This window comes from Pseudomonas baetica, from assembly GCF_002813455.1.
GTDB lineage: Bacteria > Pseudomonadota > Gammaproteobacteria > Pseudomonadales > Pseudomonadaceae > Aquipseudomonas > Aquipseudomonas baetica.
In genome coordinates this window covers 4,827,111-4,852,078 of record NZ_PHHE01000001.1, presented here as the reverse complement: position 1 = coordinate 4,852,078, position 24,968 = coordinate 4,827,111, and the positions used below count along the sequence as shown (strand labels likewise).

Below are 24,968 nucleotides of genomic sequence, written 5' to 3'. Positions count from 1 at the left end.
CCTCCTTAGACATGGGGTTCGTCGTACAGCTTGGCGGCGTTACTCCTCGCCGCGTCCGCCATCATTCGTTGCATGTGCGGCATCAGATCCTGCGCCAAGGTTTGCAGGTCTTTCACGTCGCCCTGCACGGTCACCGGCATGCTCAGTGAATACTGAAACTGCTGATCCACCTTGGTCGGCTCCGCCTTCGCCGGCTCCTTGGGCTGGATAGCCAGCGCCGCCGACTTGAGCGGCGCCGTCACCGCCATCGAGCGCGCGACATCCCCCAGCACCGGGCCTTGCTGCGCCGCTGACGCCATCATGAGCGGCGTGGACGGCACCGGCGCCTTTGCCGTTTGCTCAAGCTTTTCATCCTCACCGCCGAACAGCGACTTACCCAACGACCCGCCCAGCGCCGCACCGCCCTGACTGCCGAGGTAAGCACCGATCATGCCGCCGATAGCGGTGCCGATGATCGGCACAACCGAACCGATGGCGGCGCCTGCTGCTGCACCGGCCATGGTGCCGGCCAGGTTGCCAGCGGCCGAACCGTAACCTTCGGCTTTTTCGTCCTTGGTCTTGGCGTTTTGAAAGGTTTCAAAAGCCATCGCGCCGGACTCCAGCAGCGTGCCGCCTGGTATGACCTTGGCCGCCTTGCCGACCTTACCGACGGTTCCTGCGACGACGCCGAGCTTAGACAATGCCCCACTTTGAACGGAAGGGACTGATGGCGATGGGATCGAAACAGGGGGACGAGGCACAGACGGGCGTGGCCCCCTCGAACTCGGCAACGACCGGCGCCGAGCGCTGCGCCTTGACCCACGTCCACGTCGGCGCGATTCGCCCGACGCATCCACACCGCCACCCATAGCGCCGGCATTGACGACGAAAACCTTCTTGACGCCGTCGTTACCTGAACCACTTTCAGCACCAAGGCCACCGCCTGCTGCCGCTTCCTTCACCCGCGAAACAACATCCAGGCCAGTCGCTACCAGATCAAGTTCTCCGGGGTTTTTATTTGGGGCTTCGCTTCCATTCCTGCCACCGCGAGCCCCACGCGCAAGGTTTAGCATCCCCTTGCTGATCTTGATCGTGTTGAAGATACCTTTTAAGGCGATCAGCCCCGCCCCGACCGTGGCGATACCGGCAACTACCCCGGGCGCGCTATCCGTCAGCGACGTGATGCCTTTAGTAACCTTGGTCAACGACTCTGCGACGACGTCCGTCACCGGCCGCAAGGCATCGCCGATGCTGCGCATGGCGTCATCCATCGACTGGGCCATCTCCGCCCATTTCTGCGATGACGACTCGCGCCGCTCGGCGAGGTTCTTGTCGAGAATCCCGGTCGCTTCGCGCGAATCGTTTTTGAGCTGGCTGTACAGCGCCTTGTTCTGCATGTAGGCCGACAGTGCGGCCTTGACCTGCATATCGGCGAACAGGTCACCCGTGCGCAAGGATTCTTCCAGCGAGGCCATCATGGCCTTGGCCTTTTCTGGATTGGCTTCCTTACTGATTTTTGACGTCGCTTCGGCCATGGCCGCCGCGCGCTTAGGATCGGTCGCCTGAATGTATTTCTGAGCCAGCGCCATGCTGGTCTCAAGCGTCGACATACCGTTTTGCAAACCGGTCTGCATCGATCCCTTGTAATCAATCCCGGCTTTTTCATAAGCCTTGACGGTATCGGTCGAACCGATTTTGCCCATCCAGTTTTTCAGGTTGTTGGCCGCCTCGTCCGAACTGCCGGCCTGTTTCATCTGCACCTGCAGCATGGCGCCCAATTGCGTCACCGCGTCCAAGCCGGTGATACCGTTGCTGGCCATGTTGGCCAGCAGTTCCGGGAACCACTTGGCCATGTCGGCCGCTTCAAAGCTGCCCGCCTGACCTTGGTAGGCGATCGCTTCCAGCGCCTGCTGCATCTGCTTGGGGTCGGTGATCTTGGCGTTCTGCCCCAGGGCGTTGATCATTTTGGCCGTGTCGACGCCGCTGGATCCCTGCCCCACGACAAACTTGGCCGCGACAGGCGCGTATTCCAGCGCCTTGCTCAAGTCCATGCCGGCGCCGACCAACTGATTGACCACGTCGGCCACATCGTTGCGCGCCATGCCGGTGTCGCGTGAAGTGTCGATGATCTTGCGCGACATCTCCTGCTCTTGCGGCTTGTTGGCAATGCCGGCTTTGATCGCGATGTCACGCACAATCGCGCCAAAATCCGCGCTAACCTTGGCCGGTACCGCCATGGCACCGACACCGACGACCGCAGCACCGACGGCGCCCTTCATGCCCTTTACGCCAGAATCGATCTGCTGATGACCCTTGGCTTTCAGCTCGGCTTTGTTGGCCGTCTGCCCCATCGAGCGATAGGCTTTTTCCAGCCGGCCGACCTCGACCCCCTGCTTTTTCAGGCTGTCGAGGTTCGAGTTCAAACGGCTGAGTAATTTGGACGCACCGGCAGCGCCGGTGTCGTGAGCCTTTTTCCATTCTTCGCGCAGGCGGATGGTGTCGCCAATCGTGCGCTGCAGCACGCGCGCTTTGTTGCCTTCAGCCTCAAGGCGCTTGATGCGCCCGGTCACGTCCTTGAACGCGGCACCGACCGTGGAACTGACGGCGCCGCCGATCACCAGCCCGAGGGCGAGTTTGTTTGCCATGTCATGGCCCTCATGTGCCCAGCACTACCGATGGCGGCTCAATCCGTGAGCCACCACACCATTTCCGCAAACGGCATCGACTGGATCTCGGCGGCGGAAAATCCGGTTTCCGCCGCCAGACGTTTCGCCGCCGACTTGATAACGCTGGGGTTAAAGCCCGTCGTCGTTGTCCATGCGAAAATAGCCGGCCTGCAAGCGGTTAAAATCCACCAGCTTCAGCCCCTCCAGATCCGCGACAGGCGCACCGGACAACGCAGCAAACAACACCAGCTCGCGCTGCTCATCGTCGCCACCCACCTCACGGTTAGCGGCACGCACGTCGCCCACGGTCGGCGAACGCAAGGCCAGCTTGTCGACGGTCACGCCGTTGATCTCGCTCGGGCACGACAGCGTTACCAGCACCTGATCGGTGGTCAGCGACAACCACGCCGGCATCGCGTCCGAATAATCGGTTTTCGGTACCAGGTGCGAATACGCCGTTTGTACGCGGCGATAATCCGTCAGCTTGAGGCCTTCCAGATCCTTCAGTCCGACTTCGGCGAGACCTGCGAACAACATCAGTTCGCGCTGTTCGTCGTCGCCGTTGGCAGCACGATCAGCCGCGCGCACTTCACGCACGGTCGGGTTGCGCAGGTTCAACGTCTCGACGTCGATGCTATTGGCTTGGCTTGGGCGGGTCAGCGTTACGACGGCACCGACTGAACTGAGCGACAGCCAGGCCGGCAGGTTTTTAGCGATTGCTTGAGTCATCTGAATCTATTCCTTACAGGCCGAGTGCCTGGCGCACTTCGAGCAGTTGGTCTTTGCCGTCGATCACCTGAATGCCGGCAACCATGTCGATCTCGTACATCAGGCGCCCGTCGATTTCGAGCTTGTAGTAGGTGACCGCAACGGCGTGTTTGATCTCGGCAGCATCACCGGCTTTCCAGTCACCGAGATCGACCTCTTTGAGGCGACCGCGCAGGGTGGCAACGACCGCTGTCACCGCGCCCTTTTGGCCCTTAAAAGCACCTCGGAACGTCGCGTTGAACGCGGTGCCGTCAGCCAGGCCGAAGTATTTGAGCGACTCGCGGCGCACGCCCTTGGTGACAAACGAGGCTTCCATTTTCTCAAGCCCCTGATCCATCTCGATAGGACCGGCCATGCCGCCGCCACGGTATTCGTCGGTCTTGGTGGTCAGCTTGGGCAGCGTCAGGCTGGGGACGTCGCCGGAGAAGTTCACGCCGTCGACGAACAGGTTGGTGTTGTACAAAGTCTGAGGAATCATTGGTTACGCCCCCTTAGGCTGCTTCAAGCACTTCGGTCATCCACTGATCGGTGACTTCGAAAAGGAAATTCGGGTTTTCTGCCGGCGGCACATCGGTGAAACGGATGCGCCAATACACCTTGCCCTGGGCGATCTGACTGGCCGTGTTCAGTTCGGTGTCGGCGAACACTTCAAAGTTGATGATTGCGCCCTGTGCTTTCAGGTCGCGCATGAATGCATCCAGGCCGTTGGTGACATCGGTCACGTAGGTCTTGGTGATCGAGCGGTCGACCGCCCACTTGTGCCCCGCCTGCACCGCGTCCATGAGGATGAACAGCGTGCGAACGCGGGTAACGAACGCCCACTTCGGATCGCTCGACAGCGTGCGATTACCCCACAGGCGGTAACCGTCGTCGCGAATGATCGTGGTGATATTGGCGTTGTTGAGCAGGTTGGCCCGGCAGGTCTCGTCGCCGTCCAGGTACTCGACCGCGCGACCGGTCCCGGTGATGCCGGTCAACTCCTTGTTCGATGGCGAAGCCCAGAAGCCGTATTCCGCATCCGTCCACGCGAACAGCCCCGCTGCCCAAGCCGAACCGGGCGCGTCGACAGTCTTGCTGGTGAGGGTGTCCCAATACTTGACGCCCGGGTCGACCATGAACAGGTTGCGACTGCCGAAGTTATCGGCGTAGGCCATGGCGGCCTCATCGGTGGTGCCCGGGCCGTCGATGATGCCGATGGCGCGCAGTTTCTGCGCCACGCTATCGAGCGCCGTGGCCACCGCCTGAGTCGCGGTGTGACCCGGCGCGATCAACAACCGCGGCTGTGCGTTGAACAGGCTTTTACCGTCGAGCAGCGCCTGCAGGCCGGTACGCTGACCCGAGACCAGTTCGCCGCCGATGATCGCCGAGGTTTGCAGCGCCGCGTCTTCCAGCTTGGGCACGCCGATGGCGACGATCACCGCCTTGGCCTTGACGTAGATCGCCTGACAGGCCCTGGTGATTGCCGAATCGGCGCCGAAGGCGGCAATGGCTTCGCGCTCGGTGGTGATCAACTTCAGTTCGCCGGCTTTGGCCGTGCCGCCGCCGAGAACGCCCGGGGTGAAGGTGTCACACAGACCGATGATCGATGACGACGGCAGCGAGATGGTGCGGGCGCCAGTGTCGACCGACGTGGTCGTCACACCGTGGAAAATACTCATAAGGGTCAGTCTCCAGAAACGAAAAAGCCCCGCATGAGCGAGGCTGTGAAGGTGTTGTGTTACGCGTAACGGAAAAGAAAACGCCCCGTCAGTGCGAGGCGTTTATTGAGGTTGAGCGGCCAACCAAGGAGGTACCACCGGACGGTGATCGACAAGCGGGAACTCGTCACCTTCCGGCCAGTTTCGAAGCGCTCGGCGGAACGCTTGCAGTTGGGCGTACTGCTCAGCGCTAAGGGTTGTTAAGCTGCCGTCCTCAAGCTCGTCACGGTGACGGATCACCAGGTTGTCAGTTTGCACCAACTGATCGTCGCGCCAGCCCCTTTCGATCCCCTCAAGAACCTCAGCGCTGGGCGCCGGCGGATCAATCAAGATCGGCAGCCCCTCAGCGTCATGACTGCGAACCTTCCCATCCACTCGGCAAGCAATCACCGATAAATAGCACTCCTCAGAAATAGGGATCGCATCGTCGGGGATCATCGCGTGAACCCCCTTTAGGTAGGTACTACCCGTGGTCGGACTGTAATAGCGCATGCCAACTCCTTTATTTGCCGATGGCCAGCCAAGAAACACCCCGATTCCCCTGGACGTTCCCCGACGAACTCGACGTGACAACCTTTAAAAATATCTGCGAATTACTCACCACAGCCGACTCAACCCATGCAGAACCGCCAGAGGCGCCATCAACACCCGTCTGCCCCGTACCCCACACGCCAAAGCATTTTCCGGCGGGCCAAGCCATGGGAAGCGGAACAGTCGCAGTACCGATAACGCTTAGGCTGCCCCACTGAATAACAAGCCCCCCCAACCACGACGGGAGCGCCAAATAGCCGTTAGCCGTAAAGCTCGACAAGAAGCCAGCACGCAGTTTTTTGGGCGTAACCATTGTGGCGTCATCGACGCCGGCATCCGTCAGCGCCTGCGTGGCGATCTTGGCCGTGCCGAGCTTGATTTCAGTGGCCTGCGTCGCCAAAGCCGCAAGTGCGGCGATGTCGATATTTCCCTGATTGATGGGCGCGTTCCAGGCCTTGATACACCAGATCACTGACAAGTTGCGCGGACGAGACCCAACAAGAGCACCACGCGCGTATTGACTGTCATCCGTCAGGTAAACCGCCGCTGATGAGGACGCAGGATCGATAACAGAGACTCCGGCGCCAACATACTGCGCTGCACTAACAACATCACCACCAACAAACGGATGGCCAGTGCCCGAACCATCCGCGTTATGCTTCCATCCAGCAGCAGCGGACTGAATCCCCAAGCCCGCAGGGGTTACAACATCCGTTGCCGTCAGCGTTGCTTTTTGCCAACTCCCAACTGCTCGCCCCGCATCCACGCCACGACCATGATCCCAGCCACGCAAGAACTCGCCGCGTGATTCCGGCAAGCGGAAATTGCCAGCGCCCTCGTCACCCTTGTTGAACGCCGCACCAAGAAACGCCGACAGATCTGGATAGACAGCAATGCTCTTGACGCTACCATCCAGCTCCAGAAACCCGGGCGCCACCTTATCCAACGGAAATGCAACCGTTGCACCCACCGGCAACGCCGAAGCCTGGGCAATCATCGCCTCGATCTCGGTTTTGGTGTAACTGTCCTTGATGCCCATCTTGGCCAGCGTGTCCGGGTTGTCGCCGGACACCACCACACCACGATCATTGACCTTGACCCGCGTATATTCGCCGGTTTTTTTGTTCTTCGGCAGCACTTCCAGAATCGCCGCGTCGACGTAGGCCCGCGAGGCCAGCACAATCGCCGGATCAATCTTGAGCTGAATGTTGCCGGTGCTGGTGACAATGAAGTTCATCCGCACGATCTGCGTGCGGCCCGAGCCTTGCGACAGCAGCGGCTTGAAGCTCGGCGCGCAGTTGGCCACCGCCACCAGATCGCCGTCCGCATCGTAGAGGCCGATTTCGCGGATCCACTTACCACCCTCATCGGCGGGAATGATCTGCTCGGCGATGATCACGGCCGGGTTAACCGGGTCGATCTTCAGTTGGTTGAGCGGCTTTCGCCGCCACTCGTTGAGCAACTTGGTCTGCGTAGGCGAGGGTATCGGATCGGGCGGCTTTTCCACTCCGGTCGGATTGGCATCTCCAATGCCCATTTCCGTAAGTTTCCAGGCAACGCCGAGCGCGTCGGCGTTCGCCTGCTTGGCCATCCCCACGTTCGTGAGGATGGCGAAAAACTGCGAATTCGCATCAATCATAATAAACGTCCAGGGTGTCTATGGTGTGTTCGCGTCCGACCACGCCAAAGCTGCCGGTGACCTCGATGTCACGCATGACGGGTGGGTAAACGTCGATTTCGTCGCCCTCGTAAAGGGATACGGCGATGTTTAAATTGCCTTGGGTTTCCAGGCTGATCGCCAGCCCGGTCAGTTGCCGCGTGACAGGCTTGGCGTCATCAATCAGGCGCTCTAGCTCCTGATACATCTCTTCGGTGATGCCGGTATCCAGCACCCCGACCTTCAGCGCGAAGGTGCCCGGCACGCCCTCGGGCACGGTCTTGAACCACTCGACAATCTCGATCAGATAGCCCAGCGGCTCGACCACACGGCGCAGCGCGCCGATGGTGCCCTTGTGTTTGTGAATGTAGAAAGACGCCTTGATGGCCGCGCGCTTGGTCGCCTCAGACCATCGGTAGTCCCAGCGATCGACCGACCACGCCCACGCCAGATGCGGCAGCAGGTGCACCGGGCAGGTGTCGGGGTTGTAGAGGTCGCGCAGAGGGACAATCGTCTTTTCGAAAAACGCGGCCTCCATGGCCCGTTCCAGTTGCGTGCTGTTGAGCGGCAGTAGACTTTTCATATCAGCCCGCCAGCCTCACGTTGTAGCGCGTACAGAACGCCGCCTGCGCCTTGGTCGGGGCCAGATCCTGCCACCCGACCAACTCAACCCGGGCAACTCCGGCAACGTGCAACTGAGCGTCAACAGCGGAGCGGGCGACTTCGACGCCCAGCCGCTTGCGTGGATTGATCCAGGCTGCCAAGCGACTTTTCGCCTCGGCCAAACTGGCATCTGCTTCGGGGCCGGCGCCAGCCATGTGCAAGATGGCGTCAATCTCGTAGCGGATCACGTGCGCGCTCTGCACGGTCACACGATCACCGACCGGACGCACATCATCGTCATTCAGCGCAGCGGCCACCGTCGCCAGCAGCTCCGGCGGCGCTTCACCCTCCCCATCAAACCCCAGCACCGTGACCGTAACGTAGCAAGGCGCCGGGCTTTCGGCCGTGGCGTCTGCCACCAGTCCAGAAGCGTTACGCGCATGCAGGATGTAGCTGTTACGTGGGCCGGCTGTGGTCAAACCCTCATAGGCCAACTGGATGCGCTCTCGAAACGGGTCGTCGTCTTCCATGACCTTGGGCACCGGCGGCACTGCCAGCAGATCCTCGGCCTGAATGACCAGGCGCTGCAGATTGACGTTGGCCCCCAAGTGATCGAGGTCGCCGCGAATGGCATGCGCCAGCAATAGCGCCTTGCCGGCGTCATTGACCCGGGCGCGGTTGCCGACCTTGTTGTAAGCCCCAACCTCAAGCACTTTGACCACGGGATCGCTTTCCAGCGCGGCCGTCCAGTTGCCACCCATGTACCCACGAAAGACGCCTAAACCGTCCTGATAGACCTCTTCGAAGTCCAGAGGCTCCAACACGGTCGGCGCCGGCAGCGACGACAGATCAACGGTACTCATGCAGCCACCTCCAACGTGACGCCGTCGCCCAGGTACTTCCCGACGATTTGCAAATTGATTTGCCCGCCAATGACGGAAAGGACACGCACCTGGTCTAGCTTCAAACGTGGCTCCCAGCGCCCCAAGGCGCGGGCGACCTCAGCCTGTACGGCGCTTTTCCAGCCCTCGTTAACGGGCAAATCGACAAACCGGCGCAGCTTGCTGCCGTACTCCATGCGGTGCCGGCGACTGCCCAGCGGCGTGCTCAATATGTCGGCAATGGATTGCCGCAGGTGCTCGATGCCGGATATGGGTAGGCCGGTCTGGCGATCCATTCCGATCATCGATGTCACTCCTTGTACGGCTCGTATTCTTCGCTGGCTTTCAGGAACTTGACCGCTTCGATGTCGGAGACCGGCACCACGACCGCCGCCTTCTCGACCGGATAGGAACGGTCAGTACCGGGTACGATCAACAGTCGCGACGTGTAGAGCTTGTCGCGGAATTTCAAGGACTCAGGCGATGAGTAAGTTGAGGATGACAATGCCGGTTCCGAGGACGCTTGTACCTCGGTTGAGGTCGTATCGATCTTGGCCATGTGTTTCTCCAGGCATGAAAAAGCCCGCACTGGCGGGCTGTCGTGAATGAGTTAATGCGTGTGGTGATTACTGTTGCCAGTGGCGTCAATGATTGCGCCGGCGCTGGTGATGCCCTTGGTGACGTGCAACGCACCGTCGATCATCACCGCCGCTTTCAGGTTGATGTTGCCGGTGGTGACGCTCACGGCGCTATCGGTTACAACCGCTTCCGTGCTGGCCACTTTGATGGTGACCTTACCGCTCGGGAGTGTGATGCTGTAGCTCTTGGCCTGCCAGTCGTAGACCAGCGAGCCGCCATCATCAAAACGCCAGACCTCGACATGGTCGCGATTATCTGGCGGCGGTCCGGCATTGCCATACAAGCCCGGGACAAACGTGCCTTGTGACACGTCACCGCTGGGACTGATCAAACTGCCCTGCTCGCCCAAAGACGGCGCCCGCCAGTGCCTGGCCTTGCCGGCGGCGATGCTGTGCCACCGCACCCAGGCGCTGACCCATTCACTGCCATCCGACACGCGACATACCGGCGGCGAAGCGGACAGATCCACCGCGACCACGTAGCAAGCCTTTACCGCACCCGCGATCATGCGGTCATGCTGCGCGCTTGCGTAACTCACGGCAGATCCTCCGGCCTGAATTGCCCGTCACCCGGATCGACTTCAAACACCAACGACCCCGGCGGTTCGTCCCGCCATGGCCATTCCTCAACGCCGAGATAAACCTGCTGAGTCCACTCAACAAGCCACACGGTGTATCCATCCAAGTGCGGCTGGGTCCAGTCCTGCAGCGATTGCACAAACTCGGCGGGTTCAACTGTCAACCCCCACGTCTGCGAACGCAGCAACACCGCCAACTGCGTCGCCAATTGCACAGCCTGTTGATGATGGTGCGCCTTGATCGGGTCAACAATGATCCGAGCCTCGAACTTGCAGACCAGCGAGGTTTCGCCGGTGCCGATATCGGTACCCGGCTCGATCTCGGCCACCTCCAGAAACACCGCTGGCAGCAACACGCGATCCTTAATGTCTGGCCAGGCCGTGACGGCCTGTACGCCAGGCAAGTGGGTACGCAGATGCTGTTCTACCGCCCGATAAAGCTGGTCCAGGCTGAACGGTTCTTCAGACATTGCCGATCCTCTTAAGGTACTTCTGCAGCTCAAAGTTGAGTTCCTGCTTGAGAATCTCCAGCAGACGCTCATCTGCCTTTTTGACCCAGCTGTCGAAATGCGGCCGGGCTTGCTCCAGCGACACCTTGGCCTTGGCCAGCGGGAAACGACTACCGTTTTCGGCGACCCAACCCGAACTCGGCCCGCGACCAGGTGACACCGTGCTGTCGGGATAGTCATCTGCGTTGAAGTGCTTGCTGGCTGTACGAATCCAGATGTCTGGTTTGTTGCCGTAGACCTTCTTGAGAAAGGCGCCTTGGTAACGCCGTCCCGCTACTGACACACCGCTGCCGCTTTGCCGCGCCCGGCCGATCCGGCTGGATTCGATGGCGTTCAAACCGAACCACAGTTTGCCGCTCGCGGCACCGCCGGAAACCGGATAGCTGCGCAACCGCTGACGCACCGCTGCAACAGCAATGCGCTCTGACCGGCTGACGGCTCGGGCAATGTGCGTGCGCAACCAGCCCAACGTCTTGTTGATTGCGCGTCGATGCGCCGCAGCGGCCGCTTTCGGCACCACCTTGGCAAAGTCCTGGAACGCCTGAAAATCTGCGGCCGAGGACTGGATAGAGATCATCCCGCCCCCGGCCGAGGGTTTGAAATAGCTGCCGACGCTCACGGCCGCAACCTCAGAATCAGGGCGACCAGCCCGTCACCGCTCGGTTCGAGCTGGATCAGGTCGTAGTCACCGCCGCCATCCAAGGCAGGCAGGTCAACGCTGACCAGCATGCCCTGTTCCAGACCTTGCGAATCGCTGACGCGGATCTCGAAGCGAGGCTCGCGCAACCCGGTATTGAGCTTGCCGAACTTGGGTTGCAGCCAGGGCGCGGCAAACATGCCGAGCACTGGCTCTTCGCGACCCTCGATCCGTGCGGTGTCGCCGAGCGTTTCGAACACCACCGCGTCAACCTCGGCGATCAGTTCGCGGAAGCCCATGGTCAGAGTTCCAGCAGGATCTGGGCGCGCGGTCGAGTGCACAGGTGCAACGGGTTGGACTGAGCCTCACCGGCCATACCTTTGTTGAAGGGCAGCGGCTCGATCATGCTGTAGTACGGGATGCCTTGAGTGTTGACCGTTTCCATGTAGTCGGCCGGTGCAAACACCGAGATGTACAGATCTGGCACGCCTTCCGGAACCAGCAGCGCCTTGTCGTCATGGACAAAAGACACGCCGGCGACCTTGCCACGGTAACGCTCCCAGATGATGCCGCCGAACTCGAAGCTTTCCCGGGCGTCGCCACGCAGCGCTGCCGCTTGCTGACTGTTGAGGTAGGTCTCTTTAACCGACTTGTGAACAATCAGCTTGTTCCAGAAGTTCTTGCCGCAGAAAGCGCGCGAACCGGTACTGGTCACGCTGCCCAGCGCATCCTCCTGCATGTCCAGCGCCTCACCGCACATGACCCGCAGCTCGGTATCGGCCTTAGTCAGCCCCATGGACATCTTCTGACGCTGCACACCGAAGCGCTCATAGAGATCCAGCAGTACGGTCTGGCCATCGGCGTCGAGGATCTGGCCGTTGAGTGCGCCCATGCGCTGGAACTCATGCGTGGCGTCCAACTGTCGACGCGCCTTAGCCAGACGCGCATTGACCACATCCTGAACCGCCTGCAGCTCGGTGCGAGTGCCGAAGGCGCGGATGCCTTGGATCTCATCCGCCTTGATCGTGAAGCGCTCAGGCAGGTGCACGGTGTTGAACGGGATAAGGTTGCGCTTGCTCGCAGCAACCACCAGGCCAGAACCACCGCGCTCACCGGCCGGCACCAGTGCCAGGGTGTCACCGTCCTTTTCAATCTGTACGGTCAGGGTGGTAATGCCTTCCTCGCGGAACAGGCCCAAGGCGCTGATGCGGCCCGGCAGGTAGGGTTGATCATTGAGTGCAGCGGTCAGCGAGGTAACGGTAAACGCTTCGTCTTCAAAAATGGCGATATCGGCCATGGGTACTCTCCAGAAACGAAAAATCCCGCACGCGGCGGGATGCATACAAAAGAAGGATCGACTTAGCGGACGATCACGAAATGCGCGGCGAGTGCTTTCTCGGCGGCCAGATCGAGGCCGGTCAAATGCGCTTCACTGACCTCGGCCAACCGCACCACGGCGCGACCGCGACGCACCACATCGGATTCGCCCAGTGGGCCGTAAAGAATGGCGACAGCGTTTTCAGTGCCGTCCTCAGCAGTCGGTTCGTAGGGTGCGAATTCACCGGAGGCTGTCACCAGCCCGAGGATTTGTCCCGGCCACAACGCTGGACCGGCCGCGACGTTGATCGCTTCACGCGAAATGGTGCCGGCGCCTTCGGACAGCAGGAATTCACCTGCGTGCATCGGTTCCTGTTTGATGGTCATGCTCATGCTCCTTTCGCGCCGCGCGCGGTTCCTGTTTGGGCTGCTTGGCGAGCAGCCCAAATCGAGTTGGGGTCAGGTTGTTTGGCCAGCACCTTGGGCGCCGGGTCATCTGCCAGCGGCAGACTGTTGTCGATTTCGAAGCCCTTACCGCTGGTGACAATCTTGTCGAACAGACGCGCCCGCACCGCCGCCTCGTCCAGACCTGCCGCGACATACTCGGCGCTGAATTCCGGCAGCCGCGCGGCCACGCAGAGGTCGTTCACCGCCTTGGCACGTGCCAGGCCGGCGAGAACGATTTCCTCGCTTTCAAGCTGGGTGGACTTGAGCAGCGGCTCGATCAGGTTGCTGATGCCCGCCGCCGTGCAGCGCTGAGTGATCATCAATGCCAACTTGGCAGAGTCGACTACGGGCGGCACCAGAGGCGGCTCCACAGTTTCCAGTTCAGGATCCAGTTCAGGTGGTTCGTCGAGCTGTGCCACCAACTCAGCCGGAGCGTGCTGGTATCGTTGCAGCACCGCTCCCTGTCCGAGGCATGCTTTGACCTTGATGCCGTCGCCGACTTCGTCTGCAAGACCAAGCGCCACCGCTTCGTTAGCAGTCAGCCAGGTTTCAGCATCAACCATTCGCCGCAGCTCGGCGTCATCGATGTCCGGCGCCTTGGCCTTATACGCCGCGAGGATCGCCTCCAAGGTTTGATCCAATACATCAGCGACCCGGCGGAAGTCCTCAGCGTCCCCGCCTGCATAGGTGTAGGGGTTATGAATCATCAACATGGCGTTCGCCGCGATTACTACGCGGTGTGCACCGCACACTGCCACGCTGGCCGCACTCGCTGCCAACGCGTCGATCCGACCGGTGCAGCGTTCGCCCAGCCGCGACAGCGCGTTGTGCATGGCCAGCCCATCGAACAGGTCACCGCCGATACTGTTGAACGCGGCGATCACCGGCGACACACCGTCGTCCATGGCTCGTAGATCCTGCACGAACTGATTGGCGGTGATGCCCCATGTGCCAATCTCGCCGTAAACAAAAACCTCGATCACTCGCTCGGTGGCCTCTCCGCTGGCCTGCAGGGCATACCAGGTCTTGTCCTGAACTTCGACGCGTTTGCCTGCGCGGTTGTAAATGCGCGGTCGCGCTTGTTTGCTCATGGTTGCTCCTTGTCGTCGTTGTCTTCGACGGCATCAAGGGTGTTGTAGTTGAGGCCCAGCTTTGTGGCCCGTGCCAGATCGGCGGCGTTTTCAAGATCGACCGTTTCAGCGTCGTAACCGGTGCGCAGCACCATCTCGCTGCGAGAGGAAAACCCGGCCTGTACCTCCATCCGGCGTGCCTGCACGTCCTGTACTGGCTGGATGTAGGCCCAGCCTTGTGGCACCCAACGGGTACGCAGGTACTGGCGGCGTTTCTGTGCGTAATCGTCCAGCACCAGGGCACCAGACAGCACCGCCATATCCATCCACGCAGCCCGTACAGGGCGGCAAAGTTGATGCACGTACACGCTGAATTGCAGTTGTTCCAGGCGGCGCCGAAACTCGTTGAGCACCACCCGCAGTGCTCGGTCGTTGATGCCGCGCATGTCGCCGGTGAGGATCTCGTAAGGCGTGCCCGACCCCGCTGCAGCAGCCATCAGTTGTTGCCGCATGAAGTCTGGATAGTTGTTGCCGGCGTCTGGTGGTTTGGAGAACTCAACCTCCTCACCTGCCCCCAGTTCCTGCATGGTGCCGGGTTCGAGAGCGACCATCGGGGTGAAGCCATCGCGATCCAGATCGAGCGGCTGACCGGTCACCGGATCTCTGGGAAGTGGTCCCGAGTCCGGCGCCGGACGCTTGATGAAACCGGCAAACAGGTTGGCCACTTCCTGACGGAACAGCACCGCGTCGTCGTAGTTGTCCAGACTGCGCAGGCGTTTGAGCACCGGCGACAATCGCGGCACACCGCGCAACTGGCCAGGCTCCACCGGTTCGAAGATGTGCAGCACCTGAGTCGCCGGCACGCGGACCAGCTGGTTGTAGCCGGCGTTCAGCGAGGCTGCATCGCGCGGATGCGAAAGGTACATCCAGTACGCCACCCGCTTGCCGCCGGGAGTGAACTCGATGCCAGCGCGGATGACGTTGCCGTTTTTGGTGGTCTCGAATTTGTCGTGCGGCACGAACTCCGGTGCGAGGATCTGCAGCTGCAGCGGAACGGCCAGGCCTTCATCAAGCCCGCGCGGACGCAACCGTACGAAGCACTCGCCCGAGGTTTCAACCGTGCGTGCTACCAGCGCCTGCTGGCCGTAGAAGTCGGTGCGATCATCCGCGTCCGACTCATCGACCCAATCCCCCCACAGCTCCTGCAGAAGCTTGCGCAAAGCATCATCGTCGGTTGTGGGGCGAGGGGTGATGCCCGTGCCGATCAGGTTGCTGACGCGCTTGTCGATGACGTTGAAGGCATACGGGTCATTGCGAACCGCCGCCCGCGAGCGCGACCGCAGATTGCGCAGGGCGGGAGTGTTGATGCTGTTGATCCCGTTGTCGGGAGCGTCCCAGCCAGTGGAGCGTCGCCCTTCTCCAGCGCCTTCGTAACTGGCCTTGATGTTGGACGGCAGGACAAATCCGTTACGGGTCAACGTTGGGAAGTGTCGGGCCATCAGACCCCCTTCCCTGCGTGGTACAGCCGGACCACACGTGAGCGTGGCCCGGCGGCACTGGCAAGTGACGAGCGTATTTCTTCACGCGCCTTGAGCAGTTCATCGACCGTGCGGTATTCCACGGTGCGGTCGGTGTAGCGCACAGTTTTCTCACCGCGAGCAATGGCCGCCTCAACCGCGTCGAGGTGCTTTTTTGTAAAGGACATATCAGCGTCTCTTTAGATAGCCGCTGGCAGAGCTGCGGCGTTGAGGGGGTGCTGCCGGTCGCGATTGTGTAACCGGTGCAGCGGGTGGTGGTGCGGGTTGGGCTTGGCGTATAGCAGCGGGCGCCGATGTTTGCTCAGCATCAAGTCGCTCGCCCTGAACAGGCTTGATGCTCAAGGCATCATCGAACAAGCCGGACTGGGCCAGGGCTTGTCGCACCCTGTCCCAATCGTGCTCCTGGTAACGGTTGATGCCGAGGTAATGCGCCATCGCAAGGCAGTACACCATCAGGTCGAGCGCTTCGTTGCGCTCGGCCTTGCCCTTCACCCATTCGATGCGCTTGTGGCCCCGCACGTAGCGCACGACTTTGCGTTCGGCGACGCACTGGGCGAAGAACTCGTCCGGCAGGTCGTTAGCAAAGTGCAGCGATCCCGGCCCGTCTGGGAATGGATAGCGGTTGTAGATCCAATCTTTGGCGGTGTCAGTACCGACGAACCACAGCTCTGCGCCGTTGCGTTCGGTCTGGCCTTTCCACGTCACGTCAACCATCGACGGGCGCTGTGCAATCACCGGTCGGCCCGGCTTGCTCGCGCCCTTGATGGCGAAGATGTTGCGCCAGCGGCGAACGCGGCAGAACTGGTAGACCTCATCGGTGTGATGACCGCCGGAGTCGACACCCACGGCGAGAATCGCCAGACCGACACCACAGGGATGCCGGTAACGGGCCTTGAGTTTCTCGTCCAGTACAGCCCAGGTGCGCTCGTCTGCCGGATCGCCCCAGATGATCTGGTGATCGACCACCCAGCGCTCCATGCCCACGCCGAAGCCCATCACCATCAGTTCCAGGCGGTTGGCCTGGACGTCGACGGCGCCGGTCAGCATCAGCACACCGGCCGGCATCGCGCCGAGGGTGTAGGTCTCCAGCCGCGCCCGAGCGATCAGCACTTCCGCCTTGGTCTGTTCAAGCGCGCTGTCCCAAACCTTCGCCAGACGGGTGTTGTAGAACACCTGCATCAGGCTGGTATCACCTTGTGACTGGGCTTTTTTCGCATCCTCGAACTCGACGGCGAGCGAGGACCAATCCATCCAGCCGGTCGGCGAATACAGGGCGCTGAGATGAAACCCCACGGTCTTGCCATCGCCACGACCATGCGCGCGCCACTCACCTCGGGCGAGCATATCGCTTTTGTGGTGCTCCTCGATCAGCACGTCGCATTCAGGAGCGGCGCACTCGTAATGCACGGTGGCGAAGTCCGCGCTGTAGTGCAGCCGCTCCCACTCCAACACCTGCATATGGCCGCAGGTGGGGCACGGCACATAATAGTGACGCTGGTCGCTGGACTCGAACAGATCGGCGATCCGCGAGGCACCCTTGATCGTCGGCGAGCTGGAAAAATAGATCTTGGCATTGCGCCCGAAGTTGGTCGCCCGCGTTTCGGCCAGCCTGATGGGATCCCCCTCCTGACCGACATCGTTTTCCCAGCGGTCGACTTCGTCGCCATAGATGTAACGTGCCGACAGCTCCGAGAGGTTGGCCGCAGAACCGGCGGTGGTCACGTACAGCGAACCACCTTCAAATTCCTTGGTGTCCATCGTATTGCGGGCATCCCGTGAGCGGCTGGTGGCCACGCGCTCACGCAGCACCGGTGTGGCCTTGATGGTTTTGCTGATCCGCCCCGAAACCCGCTTGGACAATCCAAGGCTGGGCAGCAAAGCCAGGATGTTTGAAGGCGCCATGTGGATCAGGCCACCCATCCAGTTGAGGGCGATCTGGGTTTTCATCAACTGCGAGGCCACCATGGTGACCACGCGCCTGCAAGGGTGAGCCGGCGACAAGCAGCGCATCGGTTCGCGAGCATAAGGTGTCCGCGAGGTGCGGTACTGGCCTGGCTCTGGGGCGCCGGTGTCTCGCGGGATTCGCATGTACTCGTCGGCCCATTCATCGATCCAGAGATCGGGATCAGGACGCAGTCCACGGAAGTAATTCTCACGGTACACCTTTGCACCGTCAGAAAATTCCGTGTGCATGGGTTTAATCCGCTATCAGGGCGTGTTCAAGATCCGCTGAAGAGAGGCGCTCAGCTTCTTCCAGCGTCCGACGAATTGTTGCCGTCAGGTGTTTTTCGATTTGCCAGGGATCCGTCATCGCCGCCAAGTCATAGGACAGTTGCGGCAGCGGTCCAAACAGCTGGTCACGCAACAAACGACCCGCGTCATAGGCACCGGTCTCTACTGCCTCCCGGGACACCAATGAGCCTTGCGCTTTGCCCAGTTCGATCTCGGCCAGTTTGGCCATGTTGTGTTCGCGCAGCGCGCGGGACTTCTGGTAGTCAGGGTGTTTGCCATCGACTGGTATGAGTTGCGGCGGCGCAGCCGTGGAAGTCGGCTCAGTCAGTGGGGACAGTTGACTGTAAACGTCACGCTGAATCCGCTCTTGCTGGTGACGTTCGGCGACTGCAGCCTTGCTTGGGTCGCTGGTCTTATCGAGCAGCGCCTCAGTAGCCTCAAGATCAATCTTGCCGTTTTCGGTAAGCACCAGCCGATCCTGGCTGGCCAATTTGGAAACATAGGATTTGGCCCACCCGCGCCGGGCCGCAAACTCCGTTTTGCTGATGATTGTCATGGTTAATTTCTCCAGTTCACCCCGCGAGTTCACCTGTTCACCCCCAGTTCACCTCAGTTCACTAAGCTGGTGAACCGCCCGCTAACACAGTCCCGCGGGTTACCGACCCCGTACCCTCCGAATAACCCCAGGGTCCCCGGCGGTTTCAGGCTGCCCCGCCACCATTCGGCGGAACATCGCACACACCAAGCCGTTTGGCAGCCCATCGTTCGTACAATCCAATGGCAACATCCGCACCCGCCATCGCCGTCAGGCACCCCAAGGCGCCCGCAGTCCAAAGAGTCATCCCGGCGGCGATCATCAGCATCATCGCCGACACCCCGCAGACAATGCAGGCACCGGACCGAAGTGCCAGCCTGCGCAACAATGCCCAGCCCCGCGCCCCGTCCTTGTCGGCCCGCCACATCTCTCCCGATACGCCACCGACCAGAGCCAGGACGATCACTAACCAGATCGGCATTTCTGCCAGTGCTTGTTGCTCGCTTGTCATCGCCAACCCCTAAACGCAAAAACCCGGCGCAATGGCCGGGTTTGGTGGTTGGTACGTGCCGCTCTCTGCGGTCGCACCTATCGAAGATGACTACTTTTTACAGGTCGATTCCGGTGGCAGCAACCCCGGTTTAATGCCACCCGGTGAATAAGTGGTCAATGTGGGGTGAACGTCTAGCGAATGTAAGCGAATAACTCACCACGGCATTCTGTTGTTTCGGCGGCGTCCCATCTGTCCCACCTTTTAGTATTGAGGTGGGACGCCTGAGAGCGCCTAGATTCGGGGCTTAGCCCCACCGTCCTACTTATTTATCTATTTTCTCGTGTAAAGAGAGAAATTTATAAACACGCTTGCGCGTGAAGCGCGCGTGCATTGTGTCTGCTACGCATATGCGGGCGGGTGACGTTGGAAGGTGGGACGGTGGGACAGCCCAGCAAAGACAAGGCCCGCACCTGTCCCACTACGCCAAAACATAGTGGGACAAGGCGGGCCGGTGGGACAGCAACTGCCGGAGCCATGCCTGGGGTCAAGCCGCCACCCCCATCAACACACCCCAGATAACCAAATGCGCTTCATGAAGACGCTGATAATAAGTGTCACGCCCGCAGCCGCAGTGCGCATAACGCAAACGCATGTCAACATCGAGGGTGCAGTAGTGCTCCCGCACAACCGTCACCAGCTCGGGCGCGAGATGCTTGTTCACGATAAGCTCGATATCCAACGAGCTCTCTAACGGCGCACGGAATGCACGCCGCCCGCGGATTAACTGGCCGTTACTCTCCATCATCATCGCGACCATGTTTCCACCGGCCAGACCGCCTTTCGAATGGTCGGAGTGCAACTCCCGAGCCCATAATTGAAGCAACGAATCGATCTCCTTAATCATCGAAACAAAGCTCCTCGGCAACGTCTACTTCCAATTCAGGCGCCTTCCCCCAGTCCGCTGGCTTCTTGTAGCCCCACAACCGCTGCCGACTCTTGGTCATCGCACCGAGCCTGTAACGTCTCCAGCCCAACCGATGAAGGATGGCACCGACACGCATCTGCTCTGGCTTACCCCAATGTCCAGGGTCGAGCTTGAGAGCCTGCGTCAGCACCTCGCTGCCGGTAGTGGTCTCACCAATCTGTGACTCTTCCAACCAGGTCAAGATGGGTGTTTCCCATTCATCCACTACGAATCGCTCGTCCTGCTCTTCCGCGAACAATGCCGCCTCATCCAGCGTCACCCACCAGAGGTCACCCGCGTCATAGCAGAACACCGCCTCGGCCCAGAGCTGATCGCGGATCGATCTCAACAACTCCAGATCGACTTTGGTACACGCAACCGGCCAGTAACGACGGTTACCGGTTGCATCCTTAAGGTACTCGTCTTGGTTCGTGGTACCCACGAAAACACACTGGCGTGGCACGTCCATTGTTCTGCGGCCGTAGCTCTCGCGGTAAGTGTCGGTGGACGCCGAAAAAAACTGCTTGGCCTTGGTACTCTCGGCCTTGTTGAAGCTGTCCAGCTCGCCCAGCTCGACAATCCACTTGCCCCGGATCGCCTGAAAGCCGTCTTTGTCGCCTAGGGCGAACGGCGTATCCATGAACCACTCGCCGCCGAGAATGCTCATCGCCGTCGACTTACCAGCGCCCTGCGCACCCTCAAGGATCATCACCGAGTCAGCCTTGCAGCCAGGCTTCATCACTCGCGCCACGGCCGACAACATCCAGCGCTTGCCAACCTTGGACGAGTAGTCGGTGGCCTTCACACCCATAACATCGGTGAGCCAGCTTTCCAGACGAGGCACGCGATCCCATTCGAGCTTGCGCAGGTACTGCCGCACCGGATGAAACGCATGATCATGTGCGACCACACTGACCGCCTCGATCACATGGGACGCCTTGACCCGAAGGTTGTACTGCTGCGCGAGCCACTTCATCACCCGCACGTCATCGATGTCCGCCCAGTCACCCGTGCCACCGCCATATGGCGCCGCACGCAGTTTGACGAGCTTCGAACTGAAGGCGCTGTAGCTGATGACCCCAGCCCAACGTGGATCATTGGCCAATATCAATTCAACGTTCTGCATGTGTGCGATCAGAGCGCCGCTATCGCTGCGAGCTAGTAGATCTTTCCAACCACCTGCAGCCGGCGGCTTGACCACGGCCAGCACCTGACGGCGCACCGCCTCCAAACCCTCGGCGACATGCAGATCGTTGAAGTCGGTCCACTTCACTTCCCTCTCGCTGGAGAAGATCGGCGCAACCACCTGGCCACCGACGATCAGTGCCGCGTTATTCGCCTTCTCTTCACCGGGGTTCCAAGCGTCACCGTTTGGCTTCGTAGTCTTCCAGTCATCGTCCCTGCAAATGATCAGAGGGCAACCGGCAAACCGCTCGCGCATGGCCTTACACACGGCCAGCAGGTTACCCGCGTCGAATGCCACCGCCACGGTCAGCGAAGTCGCCATATGCAGGCTGGCGGCTGTTGCGTAGCCCTCACATACCAGCACTGGATCACCCGGATCGGCATCCGGACCGATGAGGTGGAAAGCACCCTCTTTTGACATCCCGTAGGGCCAGTAAGACTTGTCCCGACCGGTATCTTCCTGTTTGCTCGGGTAAATCACCTGAAGCCCGACGATATCGTCCCGCGCATTGCTCATGGGAACCAGGACTGCCCCGGAACGCGGCGCGTAGCGTACCCGGAAACCGACAATCTGCTTGCGGTCCAGATACTCACTACGACCTTTCTCCGGCATGCGCTGGAACAAGCTGTCCGCTCGCTTTGCCGCTCGACGCGCCGCATTAGCTGCCACCTCTGCAGCGCGACGCTTGCCTTCTTCCTGACGGGCGCGCATGACCTCGCGCTCTTCGGGTGACATCCGACCAGCCTTGACCTTGATCTTCTGCGTCTCGCCCGAACGCCAATCGCCGAATGAACCAAAAATAAGCGTCTCGCCTTTCTCGGTGCGATGTTCATGGGCGACGTACCAGCCGTTCTTTTCGGTGCCCTTATCCTGCGCCGTCTTGCAACGAGTGAGCTTACCGAACACCAGCGGCTGCGCAGGTACAAGGCCGTAGTCTGCGAACTGAGCCAGCACTTCATCGAGCATGACGAGCTCCCTTCAATTCCGCGAGGGAAAGGCAATCCACACAATGCGTGCAGCCAGGCTGCGCCACACGGCGCGCCTCCGGAATTGCCTCATCGCACTCTTCGCAGAACAGAAACGAATGCGCCGCCAATGCAGGTTTGGCGGCGATGCGACGTGCTGCGAGCGCTTGGTCGACGCGCTCTAGCACCAGATCATTAGCGAAGTCTGCGATGTCAGCCATGGTCAGCACCTCGCGTCGTCTGGTTGACGTAGGTGGCGCGATTGAATAATCCGAGCAGCCCTTGGATCCCCCTGAACACCTGCAGGCGAATCGCTGCCAACTCTTGATCGGAGACGACGCCGTCACCGATGCTCTTGGCCCAGGTGTCGGCAAGATCCGCCACCTGCCGGAAATACTCAGCGATGCCGGTCGTCAATGTCTCGGGCATGTCGTTGGTGTAGGCCTCAGCCAGTTCCTGCCAGATCGTGTCGCAGACCAGCGCATGCACCGCATCCAGAATGCGGCGATCCTTAGTCAGTTCCAGGATCTCGCCAAACTCTTGGATGTTCACGGTGTGGCTTGGATGGGTTGGGGAAAGCTTGTGCTGCAACGTCGTGGCGTTTCGGCCAGTGGTGGCTGCGATAGCAGCGGCGCCGCCTGGGTAGTCGCGTGCAGCGTGGTAAAGCGCAAGATCGAGCGGCAGGACTTCCCGCTGGGCTCGATCTACAGAACTTAGAGCGATTCGGCTCATGGCATTAATCCTTGAATGTTGCCAGTGCCGCACGACAGAGAGTAGTGATACATTTGTCGTGTGGCTTGATAGGCCCAAACGCCGGCGAGGTCCCTATGACCAACACCGGCACCGTGCCGGGGCGAACAATCCGTTGTTCACCCCAGGCGCAACAGCTGCCAGCTCTGTGGTGGAAAAGGCAGCAACACCAAAGCTTCCGAGCCTTGGAAAACGCGATAGGAGTGGGGGGTTTTGCATTTGGTTTGCCCTCCAACCCCTATCGCGGCCCGACAGCGCTGTGGTGGTGCGTGTCGGGAGGAACTGGGCGACCCTTGGGTCGCCTTTTTTCTAATGTTTACGCAGCAACTGCTGGAAATTGTGGTGCTGGGAAAAGATCAGGTAAATCGGGGCGCAATTCGTGCGGGAGTACCTTGCCGCCTGACGCACGCGCAACCGAATGAACGCGTTCAGTAGGAACGCGACCTGCCTTGATCCATTTCCACACATGGGGCTGCTTAACGTTACAGCGACGGGCAAGCTCTGACTGGTTGTTGCCGCAAATCGTGATGACCTTTTCCAAGGCCTCTCGACACAAATCGGCATCTGTACTGCAGGAAGTCATTGATCTAGCTCTCCATGTATTTGATCACGGCTCGCAATCTACAACCTTCGTAATAGAACAGTCAACACCCAATAGTCTAAGACGGGTCACAACCACGGTTGTAGAATCAGCTAATGAAATACTTACCTATCGAACTTCTCCCCACACTTGCAGATCGGCTCAAGTACGCCATGGAGCAGCTCAACCTCAGCCAGACTGACGTTGCAAAGCTGTCGGGGTGCTCTCAGGCAACGATCTTCAAGATTGTCGACGGCCAGACTAGGGAAAGTCGTAAAACAGGCGCTATTGCTAGAGGATTGAATTTGTCTCTGCCATGGCTCGAAAACGGTGATATGCCGGCGACTGTCACATCAATCGTGCGCCACCAGGAGAAACCTGCCGGGCCTCTCGTTCTAGACCCCGTTTCATCGTGGGACAGCAACACGCCGTTGAATGACGACGAGGTTGAAATTCCTCTTTTTAAGCAGGTCGAGATTTCTGCCGGAGCCGGAAGGACTGCAGTGCAAGCTGAATATGGACGTGTTCTTCGTTTCTCTCTAGCAACGCTACGCCAATGTGGCGTAGACCCAGCAAATGCCTTGTGCGCCCCCGTAACAGGCCGAAGCCAGGAACCCCTGATTCTTCATGGTGCTACGGTCGGTATAGACCGAGGAATGACTCGGATTATTGCTGACCACCTTTACGCCATTGAGCAAGACGGCGCACTGAGAATAAAGTTTTTGGAGCGCCTAGACGGAGGGGGACTGAGGCTCATCAGCTACAACCAATCGGAACATCCCGACGAGACTTACACGTTCGAGCAATTCGTAGAGCAACAGATGAAGGTGTTAGGTCGCGTCTTCTGGTGGTCGACCATTCGACCCGTCAACGCCGCGCCGTTACCAAGAAATTAAAGCACCTAAAACCAAAGTTGTTGCACCGATCTAACACCTAGGTTATTTTCGCCTCACTCTTACACCACAGAGCGAGGCATAACCTATGCGAACCAATGCAACCCTCCACGTCCATCCGGCGTGCGTCAGTAACAAGAAGATGATCGAGCAGCTGCAGTCCTTCAGCGGCTGCCTGGTCATCATTCACAACAACAAACCAAAGCTTATTGCCAAGCCCCAATCCTCTCCATTTGATCCAAATGGCGGAGGGCACGCGGCATGAGCAAATACAGAATCGACAACCGCACCCTGCAGTTGCTCAAAGCTCAGGTCAATCTGACCGAGACCTTCAATCATGTCCTACGAACCGCTCCCACGCGCGAGTGCCTTGCGTTCCGCCTTAAAGTAGAACGGGGCGCAACTGAGACCGCATTCAGCGTCGAGCTGGGGACTGAGCGTCACACGCTGACCCTTCCAAGCGACAAGAAAACTCACCTTAAGCTGGCCGACTTCATTGAAGAGATCGCTAACGGACCGTTCGATCCGAGCAATAGCAGCGACCCGGTTCATCTCCCGCATGCCAGCCGTGTATACGGCCGCTTTGAAGCCCAAGACAAGCAGCGTGTGCTTGAGCTGGTGCGCACTGGCGGCGTGCAGAGCCTCGACATGGGGTTTGATCTCCCGCTGCACGTTGCCATTCACCGCACCCACACGCGCCTAGGGGCGACCATCATCCTGAGCATCGGCAACAAAAGCCCCAACACCCGATGCTTCACCGTGAGCGACACCGATGACGAGATTTACCTCATGGTTATCGAGTCCATCAACCATCTCGCGGCCGCTGCAACACCTGCCGCACATGCGGCATGAGG

At 60.1% G+C, this 24,968-nt stretch carries 29 protein-coding genes; 2 read left to right on the top strand and 27 right to left on the bottom strand.

All coding sequences use genetic code 11. From position 1 onward, the window contains the following. Positions 1-5: 5 nt before the first annotated feature. The 27 genes from ATI02_RS22545 to ATI02_RS22415 all read right to left on the bottom strand — a co-directional run bounded on the left by ATI02_RS22545 (position 6) and on the right by ATI02_RS22415 (position 23,182). Positions 6-2,624 (bottom strand): phage tail tape measure protein, encoded by a 2,619-nt coding sequence (locus ATI02_RS22545; protein ID WP_100847411.1) that lies wholly within the window; start codon positions 2,622-2,624, stop codon positions 6-8. Between the two features lie 150 nt (positions 2,625-2,774). Then, complete coding sequence (locus tag ATI02_RS33145) at positions 2,775-3,374, bottom strand: phage tail assembly protein (protein WP_100847410.1); 600 nt, start codon at positions 3,372-3,374, stop codon at positions 2,775-2,777. Between the two features lie 13 nt (positions 3,375-3,387). Continuing rightward, positions 3,388-3,891, bottom strand: a complete 504-nt coding sequence (locus ATI02_RS22535) for a phage major tail tube protein (RefSeq protein WP_073473004.1) — start codon at positions 3,889-3,891, stop codon at positions 3,388-3,390. Between the two features lie 13 nt (positions 3,892-3,904). Next, positions 3,905-5,071, bottom strand: coding sequence for a phage tail sheath subtilisin-like domain-containing protein (locus ATI02_RS22530; RefSeq protein ID WP_100847409.1), 1,167 nt, complete (start codon positions 5,069-5,071; stop codon positions 3,905-3,907). Between the two features lie 102 nt (positions 5,072-5,173). Beyond that, positions 5,174-5,602 (bottom strand): phage tail protein, encoded by a 429-nt coding sequence (locus ATI02_RS22525; protein WP_100847408.1) that lies wholly within the window; start codon positions 5,600-5,602, stop codon positions 5,174-5,176. Between the two features lie 10 nt (positions 5,603-5,612). Continuing rightward, a complete protein-coding gene (locus ATI02_RS22520; RefSeq protein WP_192886533.1) occupies positions 5,613-7,280 on the bottom strand; it encodes a phage tail protein in 1,668 nt (555 codons plus the stop codon). Next, the gene (locus tag ATI02_RS22515) at positions 7,273-7,881 is read right to left on the bottom strand and encodes a phage tail protein I (protein WP_100847407.1); all 609 of its coding nucleotides are present in this window, start codon (positions 7,879-7,881) and stop codon (positions 7,273-7,275) included. The genes ATI02_RS22520 and ATI02_RS22515 overlap by 8 nt, the downstream gene beginning before the upstream one ends. 1 nt (position 7,882) lies before the next feature. Continuing rightward, positions 7,883-8,764: a baseplate assembly protein gene (locus tag ATI02_RS22510; RefSeq protein WP_100847406.1), complete on the bottom strand. Its 882-nt coding sequence runs from the start codon at positions 8,762-8,764 to the stop codon at positions 7,883-7,885. Continuing rightward, positions 8,761-9,087 carry a GPW/gp25 family protein gene (locus ATI02_RS22505; protein WP_073473016.1) on the bottom strand — a complete coding sequence of 109 codons (327 nt, stop codon included), beginning with the start codon at positions 9,085-9,087 and terminating at the stop codon, positions 8,761-8,763. Before ATI02_RS22505 ends, ATI02_RS22510 begins: the two co-directional genes overlap by 4 nt. A gap of 5 nt (positions 9,088-9,092) precedes the next feature. Then, positions 9,093-9,341: a hypothetical protein gene (locus ATI02_RS22500; RefSeq protein WP_167394890.1), complete on the bottom strand. Its 249-nt coding sequence runs from the start codon at positions 9,339-9,341 to the stop codon at positions 9,093-9,095. A gap of 51 nt (positions 9,342-9,392) precedes the next feature. Beyond that, complete coding sequence (locus tag ATI02_RS22495) at positions 9,393-9,959, bottom strand: phage baseplate assembly protein V (RefSeq protein WP_100847405.1); 567 nt, start codon at positions 9,957-9,959, stop codon at positions 9,393-9,395. Next, positions 9,956-10,468, bottom strand: a complete 513-nt coding sequence (locus ATI02_RS22490; RefSeq protein WP_100847404.1) for a hypothetical protein — start codon at positions 10,466-10,468, stop codon at positions 9,956-9,958. The genes ATI02_RS22495 and ATI02_RS22490 overlap by 4 nt, the downstream gene beginning before the upstream one ends. Continuing rightward, complete coding sequence (locus ATI02_RS22485) at positions 10,461-11,126, bottom strand: hypothetical protein (RefSeq protein ID WP_100847403.1); 666 nt, start codon at positions 11,124-11,126, stop codon at positions 10,461-10,463. Before ATI02_RS22485 ends, ATI02_RS22490 begins: the two co-directional genes overlap by 8 nt. After that, complete coding sequence (locus ATI02_RS22480; protein ID WP_100847402.1) at positions 11,123-11,443, bottom strand: head-tail joining protein; 321 nt, start codon at positions 11,441-11,443, stop codon at positions 11,123-11,125. The genes ATI02_RS22485 and ATI02_RS22480 overlap by 4 nt, the downstream gene beginning before the upstream one ends. Before the next feature lie 2 nt (positions 11,444-11,445). Beyond that, positions 11,446-12,441: a major capsid protein gene (locus ATI02_RS22475; RefSeq protein ID WP_073473022.1), complete on the bottom strand. Its 996-nt coding sequence runs from the start codon at positions 12,439-12,441 to the stop codon at positions 11,446-11,448. A 62-nt stretch (positions 12,442-12,503) separates the two neighbouring features. After that, positions 12,504-12,848: a head decoration protein gene (locus ATI02_RS22470; protein ID WP_100847401.1), complete on the bottom strand. Its 345-nt coding sequence runs from the start codon at positions 12,846-12,848 to the stop codon at positions 12,504-12,506. Between the two features lie 2 nt (positions 12,849-12,850). After that, positions 12,851-13,999, bottom strand: coding sequence for a head maturation protease, ClpP-related (locus ATI02_RS22465; RefSeq protein ID WP_100847400.1), 1,149 nt, complete (start codon positions 13,997-13,999; stop codon positions 12,851-12,853). Next, a complete protein-coding gene (locus ATI02_RS22460; protein WP_100847399.1) occupies positions 13,996-15,477 on the bottom strand; it encodes a phage portal protein in 1,482 nt (493 codons plus the stop codon). The genes ATI02_RS22465 and ATI02_RS22460 overlap by 4 nt, the downstream gene beginning before the upstream one ends. Then, complete coding sequence (locus ATI02_RS22455) at positions 15,477-15,683, bottom strand: phage head-tail joining protein (RefSeq protein ID WP_008087653.1); 207 nt, start codon at positions 15,681-15,683, stop codon at positions 15,477-15,479. Before ATI02_RS22455 ends, ATI02_RS22460 begins: the two co-directional genes overlap by 1 nt. A gap of 1 nt (position 15,684) precedes the next feature. Then, positions 15,685-17,709, bottom strand: a complete 2,025-nt coding sequence (locus ATI02_RS22450; protein WP_100847398.1) for a phage terminase large subunit family protein — start codon at positions 17,707-17,709, stop codon at positions 15,685-15,687. Between the two features lie 4 nt (positions 17,710-17,713). Further along, positions 17,714-18,304: a terminase small subunit gene (locus tag ATI02_RS22445; protein WP_100847397.1), complete on the bottom strand. Its 591-nt coding sequence runs from the start codon at positions 18,302-18,304 to the stop codon at positions 17,714-17,716. A gap of 145 nt (positions 18,305-18,449) precedes the next feature. Continuing rightward, the gene (locus ATI02_RS22440) at positions 18,450-18,794 is read right to left on the bottom strand and encodes a phage holin family protein (RefSeq protein ID WP_100847396.1); all 345 of its coding nucleotides are present in this window, start codon (positions 18,792-18,794) and stop codon (positions 18,450-18,452) included. A gap of 526 nt (positions 18,795-19,320) precedes the next feature. Next, on the bottom strand, positions 19,321-19,680 hold the full coding sequence (locus ATI02_RS22435) for a PA0613 family protein (protein WP_100847395.1): 360 nt from the start codon (positions 19,678-19,680) through the stop codon (positions 19,321-19,323). Next, positions 19,673-21,892: a VapE domain-containing protein gene (locus tag ATI02_RS22430; RefSeq protein ID WP_100847394.1), complete on the bottom strand. Its 2,220-nt coding sequence runs from the start codon at positions 21,890-21,892 to the stop codon at positions 19,673-19,675. Before ATI02_RS22430 ends, ATI02_RS22435 begins: the two co-directional genes overlap by 8 nt. After that, positions 21,882-22,112 carry a TraR/DksA family transcriptional regulator gene (locus ATI02_RS22425; RefSeq protein ID WP_100847393.1) on the bottom strand — a complete coding sequence of 77 codons (231 nt, stop codon included), beginning with the start codon at positions 22,110-22,112 and terminating at the stop codon, positions 21,882-21,884. Before ATI02_RS22425 ends, ATI02_RS22430 begins: the two co-directional genes overlap by 11 nt. Next, positions 22,105-22,623 (bottom strand): phage regulatory CII family protein, encoded by a 519-nt coding sequence (locus tag ATI02_RS22420; protein ID WP_167394889.1) that lies wholly within the window; start codon positions 22,621-22,623, stop codon positions 22,105-22,107. Before ATI02_RS22420 ends, ATI02_RS22425 begins: the two co-directional genes overlap by 8 nt. Before the next feature lie 334 nt (positions 22,624-22,957). Then, positions 22,958-23,182: a transcriptional regulator gene (locus tag ATI02_RS22415; RefSeq protein WP_157815146.1), complete on the bottom strand. Its 225-nt coding sequence runs from the start codon at positions 23,180-23,182 to the stop codon at positions 22,958-22,960. 155 nt (positions 23,183-23,337) lie between these two features. On the opposite strand from ATI02_RS22415, the gene ATI02_RS22410 reads away from it, so the two are divergent. Next, positions 23,338-24,117: an XRE family transcriptional regulator gene (locus tag ATI02_RS22410; RefSeq protein WP_100847390.1), complete on the top strand. Its 780-nt coding sequence runs from the start codon at positions 23,338-23,340 to the stop codon at positions 24,115-24,117. A 258-nt stretch (positions 24,118-24,375) separates the two neighbouring features. Continuing rightward, on the top strand, positions 24,376-24,966 hold the full coding sequence (locus ATI02_RS22405) for a hypothetical protein (protein ID WP_100847389.1): 591 nt from the start codon (positions 24,376-24,378) through the stop codon (positions 24,964-24,966). Positions 24,967-24,968: the final 2 nt, after the last annotated feature.

Coding starts and splice junctions, on each gene's coding strand:
- ATI02_RS22545 (WP_100847411.1), bottom strand. CDS start 2,624: ATGGCAAACAAACTCGCCCTCGGGCTGGTGATCGGCGGCGCCGTCAGT.
- ATI02_RS33145 (WP_100847410.1), bottom strand. CDS start 3,374: ATGACTCAAGCAATCGCTAAAAACCTGCCGGCCTGGCTGTCGCTCAGT.
- ATI02_RS22535 (WP_073473004.1), bottom strand. CDS start 3,891: ATGATTCCTCAGACTTTGTACAACACCAACCTGTTCGTCGACGGCGTG.
- ATI02_RS22530 (WP_100847409.1), bottom strand. CDS start 5,071: ATGAGTATTTTCCACGGTGTGACGACCACGTCGGTCGACACTGGCGCC.
- ATI02_RS22525 (WP_100847408.1), bottom strand. CDS start 5,602: ATGCGCTATTACAGTCCGACCACGGGTAGTACCTACCTAAAGGGGGTT.
- ATI02_RS22520 (WP_192886533.1), bottom strand. CDS start 7,280: ATGATTGATGCGAATTCGCAGTTTTTCGCCATCCTCACGAACGTGGGG.
- ATI02_RS22515 (WP_100847407.1), bottom strand. CDS start 7,881: ATGAAAAGTCTACTGCCGCTCAACAGCACGCAACTGGAACGGGCCATG.
- ATI02_RS22510 (WP_100847406.1), bottom strand. CDS start 8,764: ATGAGTACCGTTGATCTGTCGTCGCTGCCGGCGCCGACCGTGTTGGAG.
- ATI02_RS22505 (WP_073473016.1), bottom strand. CDS start 9,087: ATGATCGGAATGGATCGCCAGACCGGCCTACCCATATCCGGCATCGAG.
- ATI02_RS22500 (WP_167394890.1), bottom strand. CDS start 9,341: ATGGCCAAGATCGATACGACCTCAACCGAGGTACAAGCGTCCTCGGAA.
- ATI02_RS22490 (WP_100847404.1), bottom strand. CDS start 10,468: ATGTCTGAAGAACCGTTCAGCCTGGACCAGCTTTATCGGGCGGTAGAA.
- ATI02_RS22480 (WP_100847402.1), bottom strand. CDS start 11,443: ATGGGCTTCCGCGAACTGATCGCCGAGGTTGACGCGGTGGTGTTCGAA.
- ATI02_RS22475 (WP_073473022.1), bottom strand. CDS start 12,441: ATGGCCGATATCGCCATTTTTGAAGACGAAGCGTTTACCGTTACCTCG.
- ATI02_RS22470 (WP_100847401.1), bottom strand. CDS start 12,848: ATGACCATCAAACAGGAACCGATGCACGCAGGTGAATTCCTGCTGTCC.
- ATI02_RS22465 (WP_100847400.1), bottom strand. CDS start 13,999: ATGAGCAAACAAGCGCGACCGCGCATTTACAACCGCGCAGGCAAACGC.
- ATI02_RS22460 (WP_100847399.1), bottom strand. CDS start 15,477: ATGGCCCGACACTTCCCAACGTTGACCCGTAACGGATTTGTCCTGCCG.
- ATI02_RS22455 (WP_008087653.1), bottom strand. CDS start 15,683: ATGTCCTTTACAAAAAAGCACCTCGACGCGGTTGAGGCGGCCATTGCT.
- ATI02_RS22450 (WP_100847398.1), bottom strand. CDS start 17,709: ATGCACACGGAATTTTCTGACGGTGCAAAGGTGTACCGTGAGAATTAC.
- ATI02_RS22445 (WP_100847397.1), bottom strand. CDS start 18,304: ATGACAATCATCAGCAAAACGGAGTTTGCGGCCCGGCGCGGGTGGGCC.
- ATI02_RS22440 (WP_100847396.1), bottom strand. CDS start 18,794: ATGACAAGCGAGCAACAAGCACTGGCAGAAATGCCGATCTGGTTAGTG.
- ATI02_RS22435 (WP_100847395.1), bottom strand. CDS start 19,680: ATGATTAAGGAGATCGATTCGTTGCTTCAATTATGGGCTCGGGAGTTG.
- ATI02_RS22430 (WP_100847394.1), bottom strand. CDS start 21,892: ATGCTCGATGAAGTGCTGGCTCAGTTCGCAGACTACGGCCTTGTACCT.
- ATI02_RS22425 (WP_100847393.1), bottom strand. CDS start 22,112: ATGGCTGACATCGCAGACTTCGCTAATGATCTGGTGCTAGAGCGCGTC.
- ATI02_RS22420 (WP_167394889.1), bottom strand. CDS start 22,623: ATGAGCCGAATCGCTCTAAGTTCTGTAGATCGAGCCCAGCGGGAAGTC.
- ATI02_RS22410 (WP_100847390.1), top strand. CDS start 23,338: ATGAAATACTTACCTATCGAACTTCTCCCCACACTTGCAGATCGGCTC.
- ATI02_RS22405 (WP_100847389.1), top strand. CDS start 24,376: ATGAGCAAATACAGAATCGACAACCGCACCCTGCAGTTGCTCAAAGCT.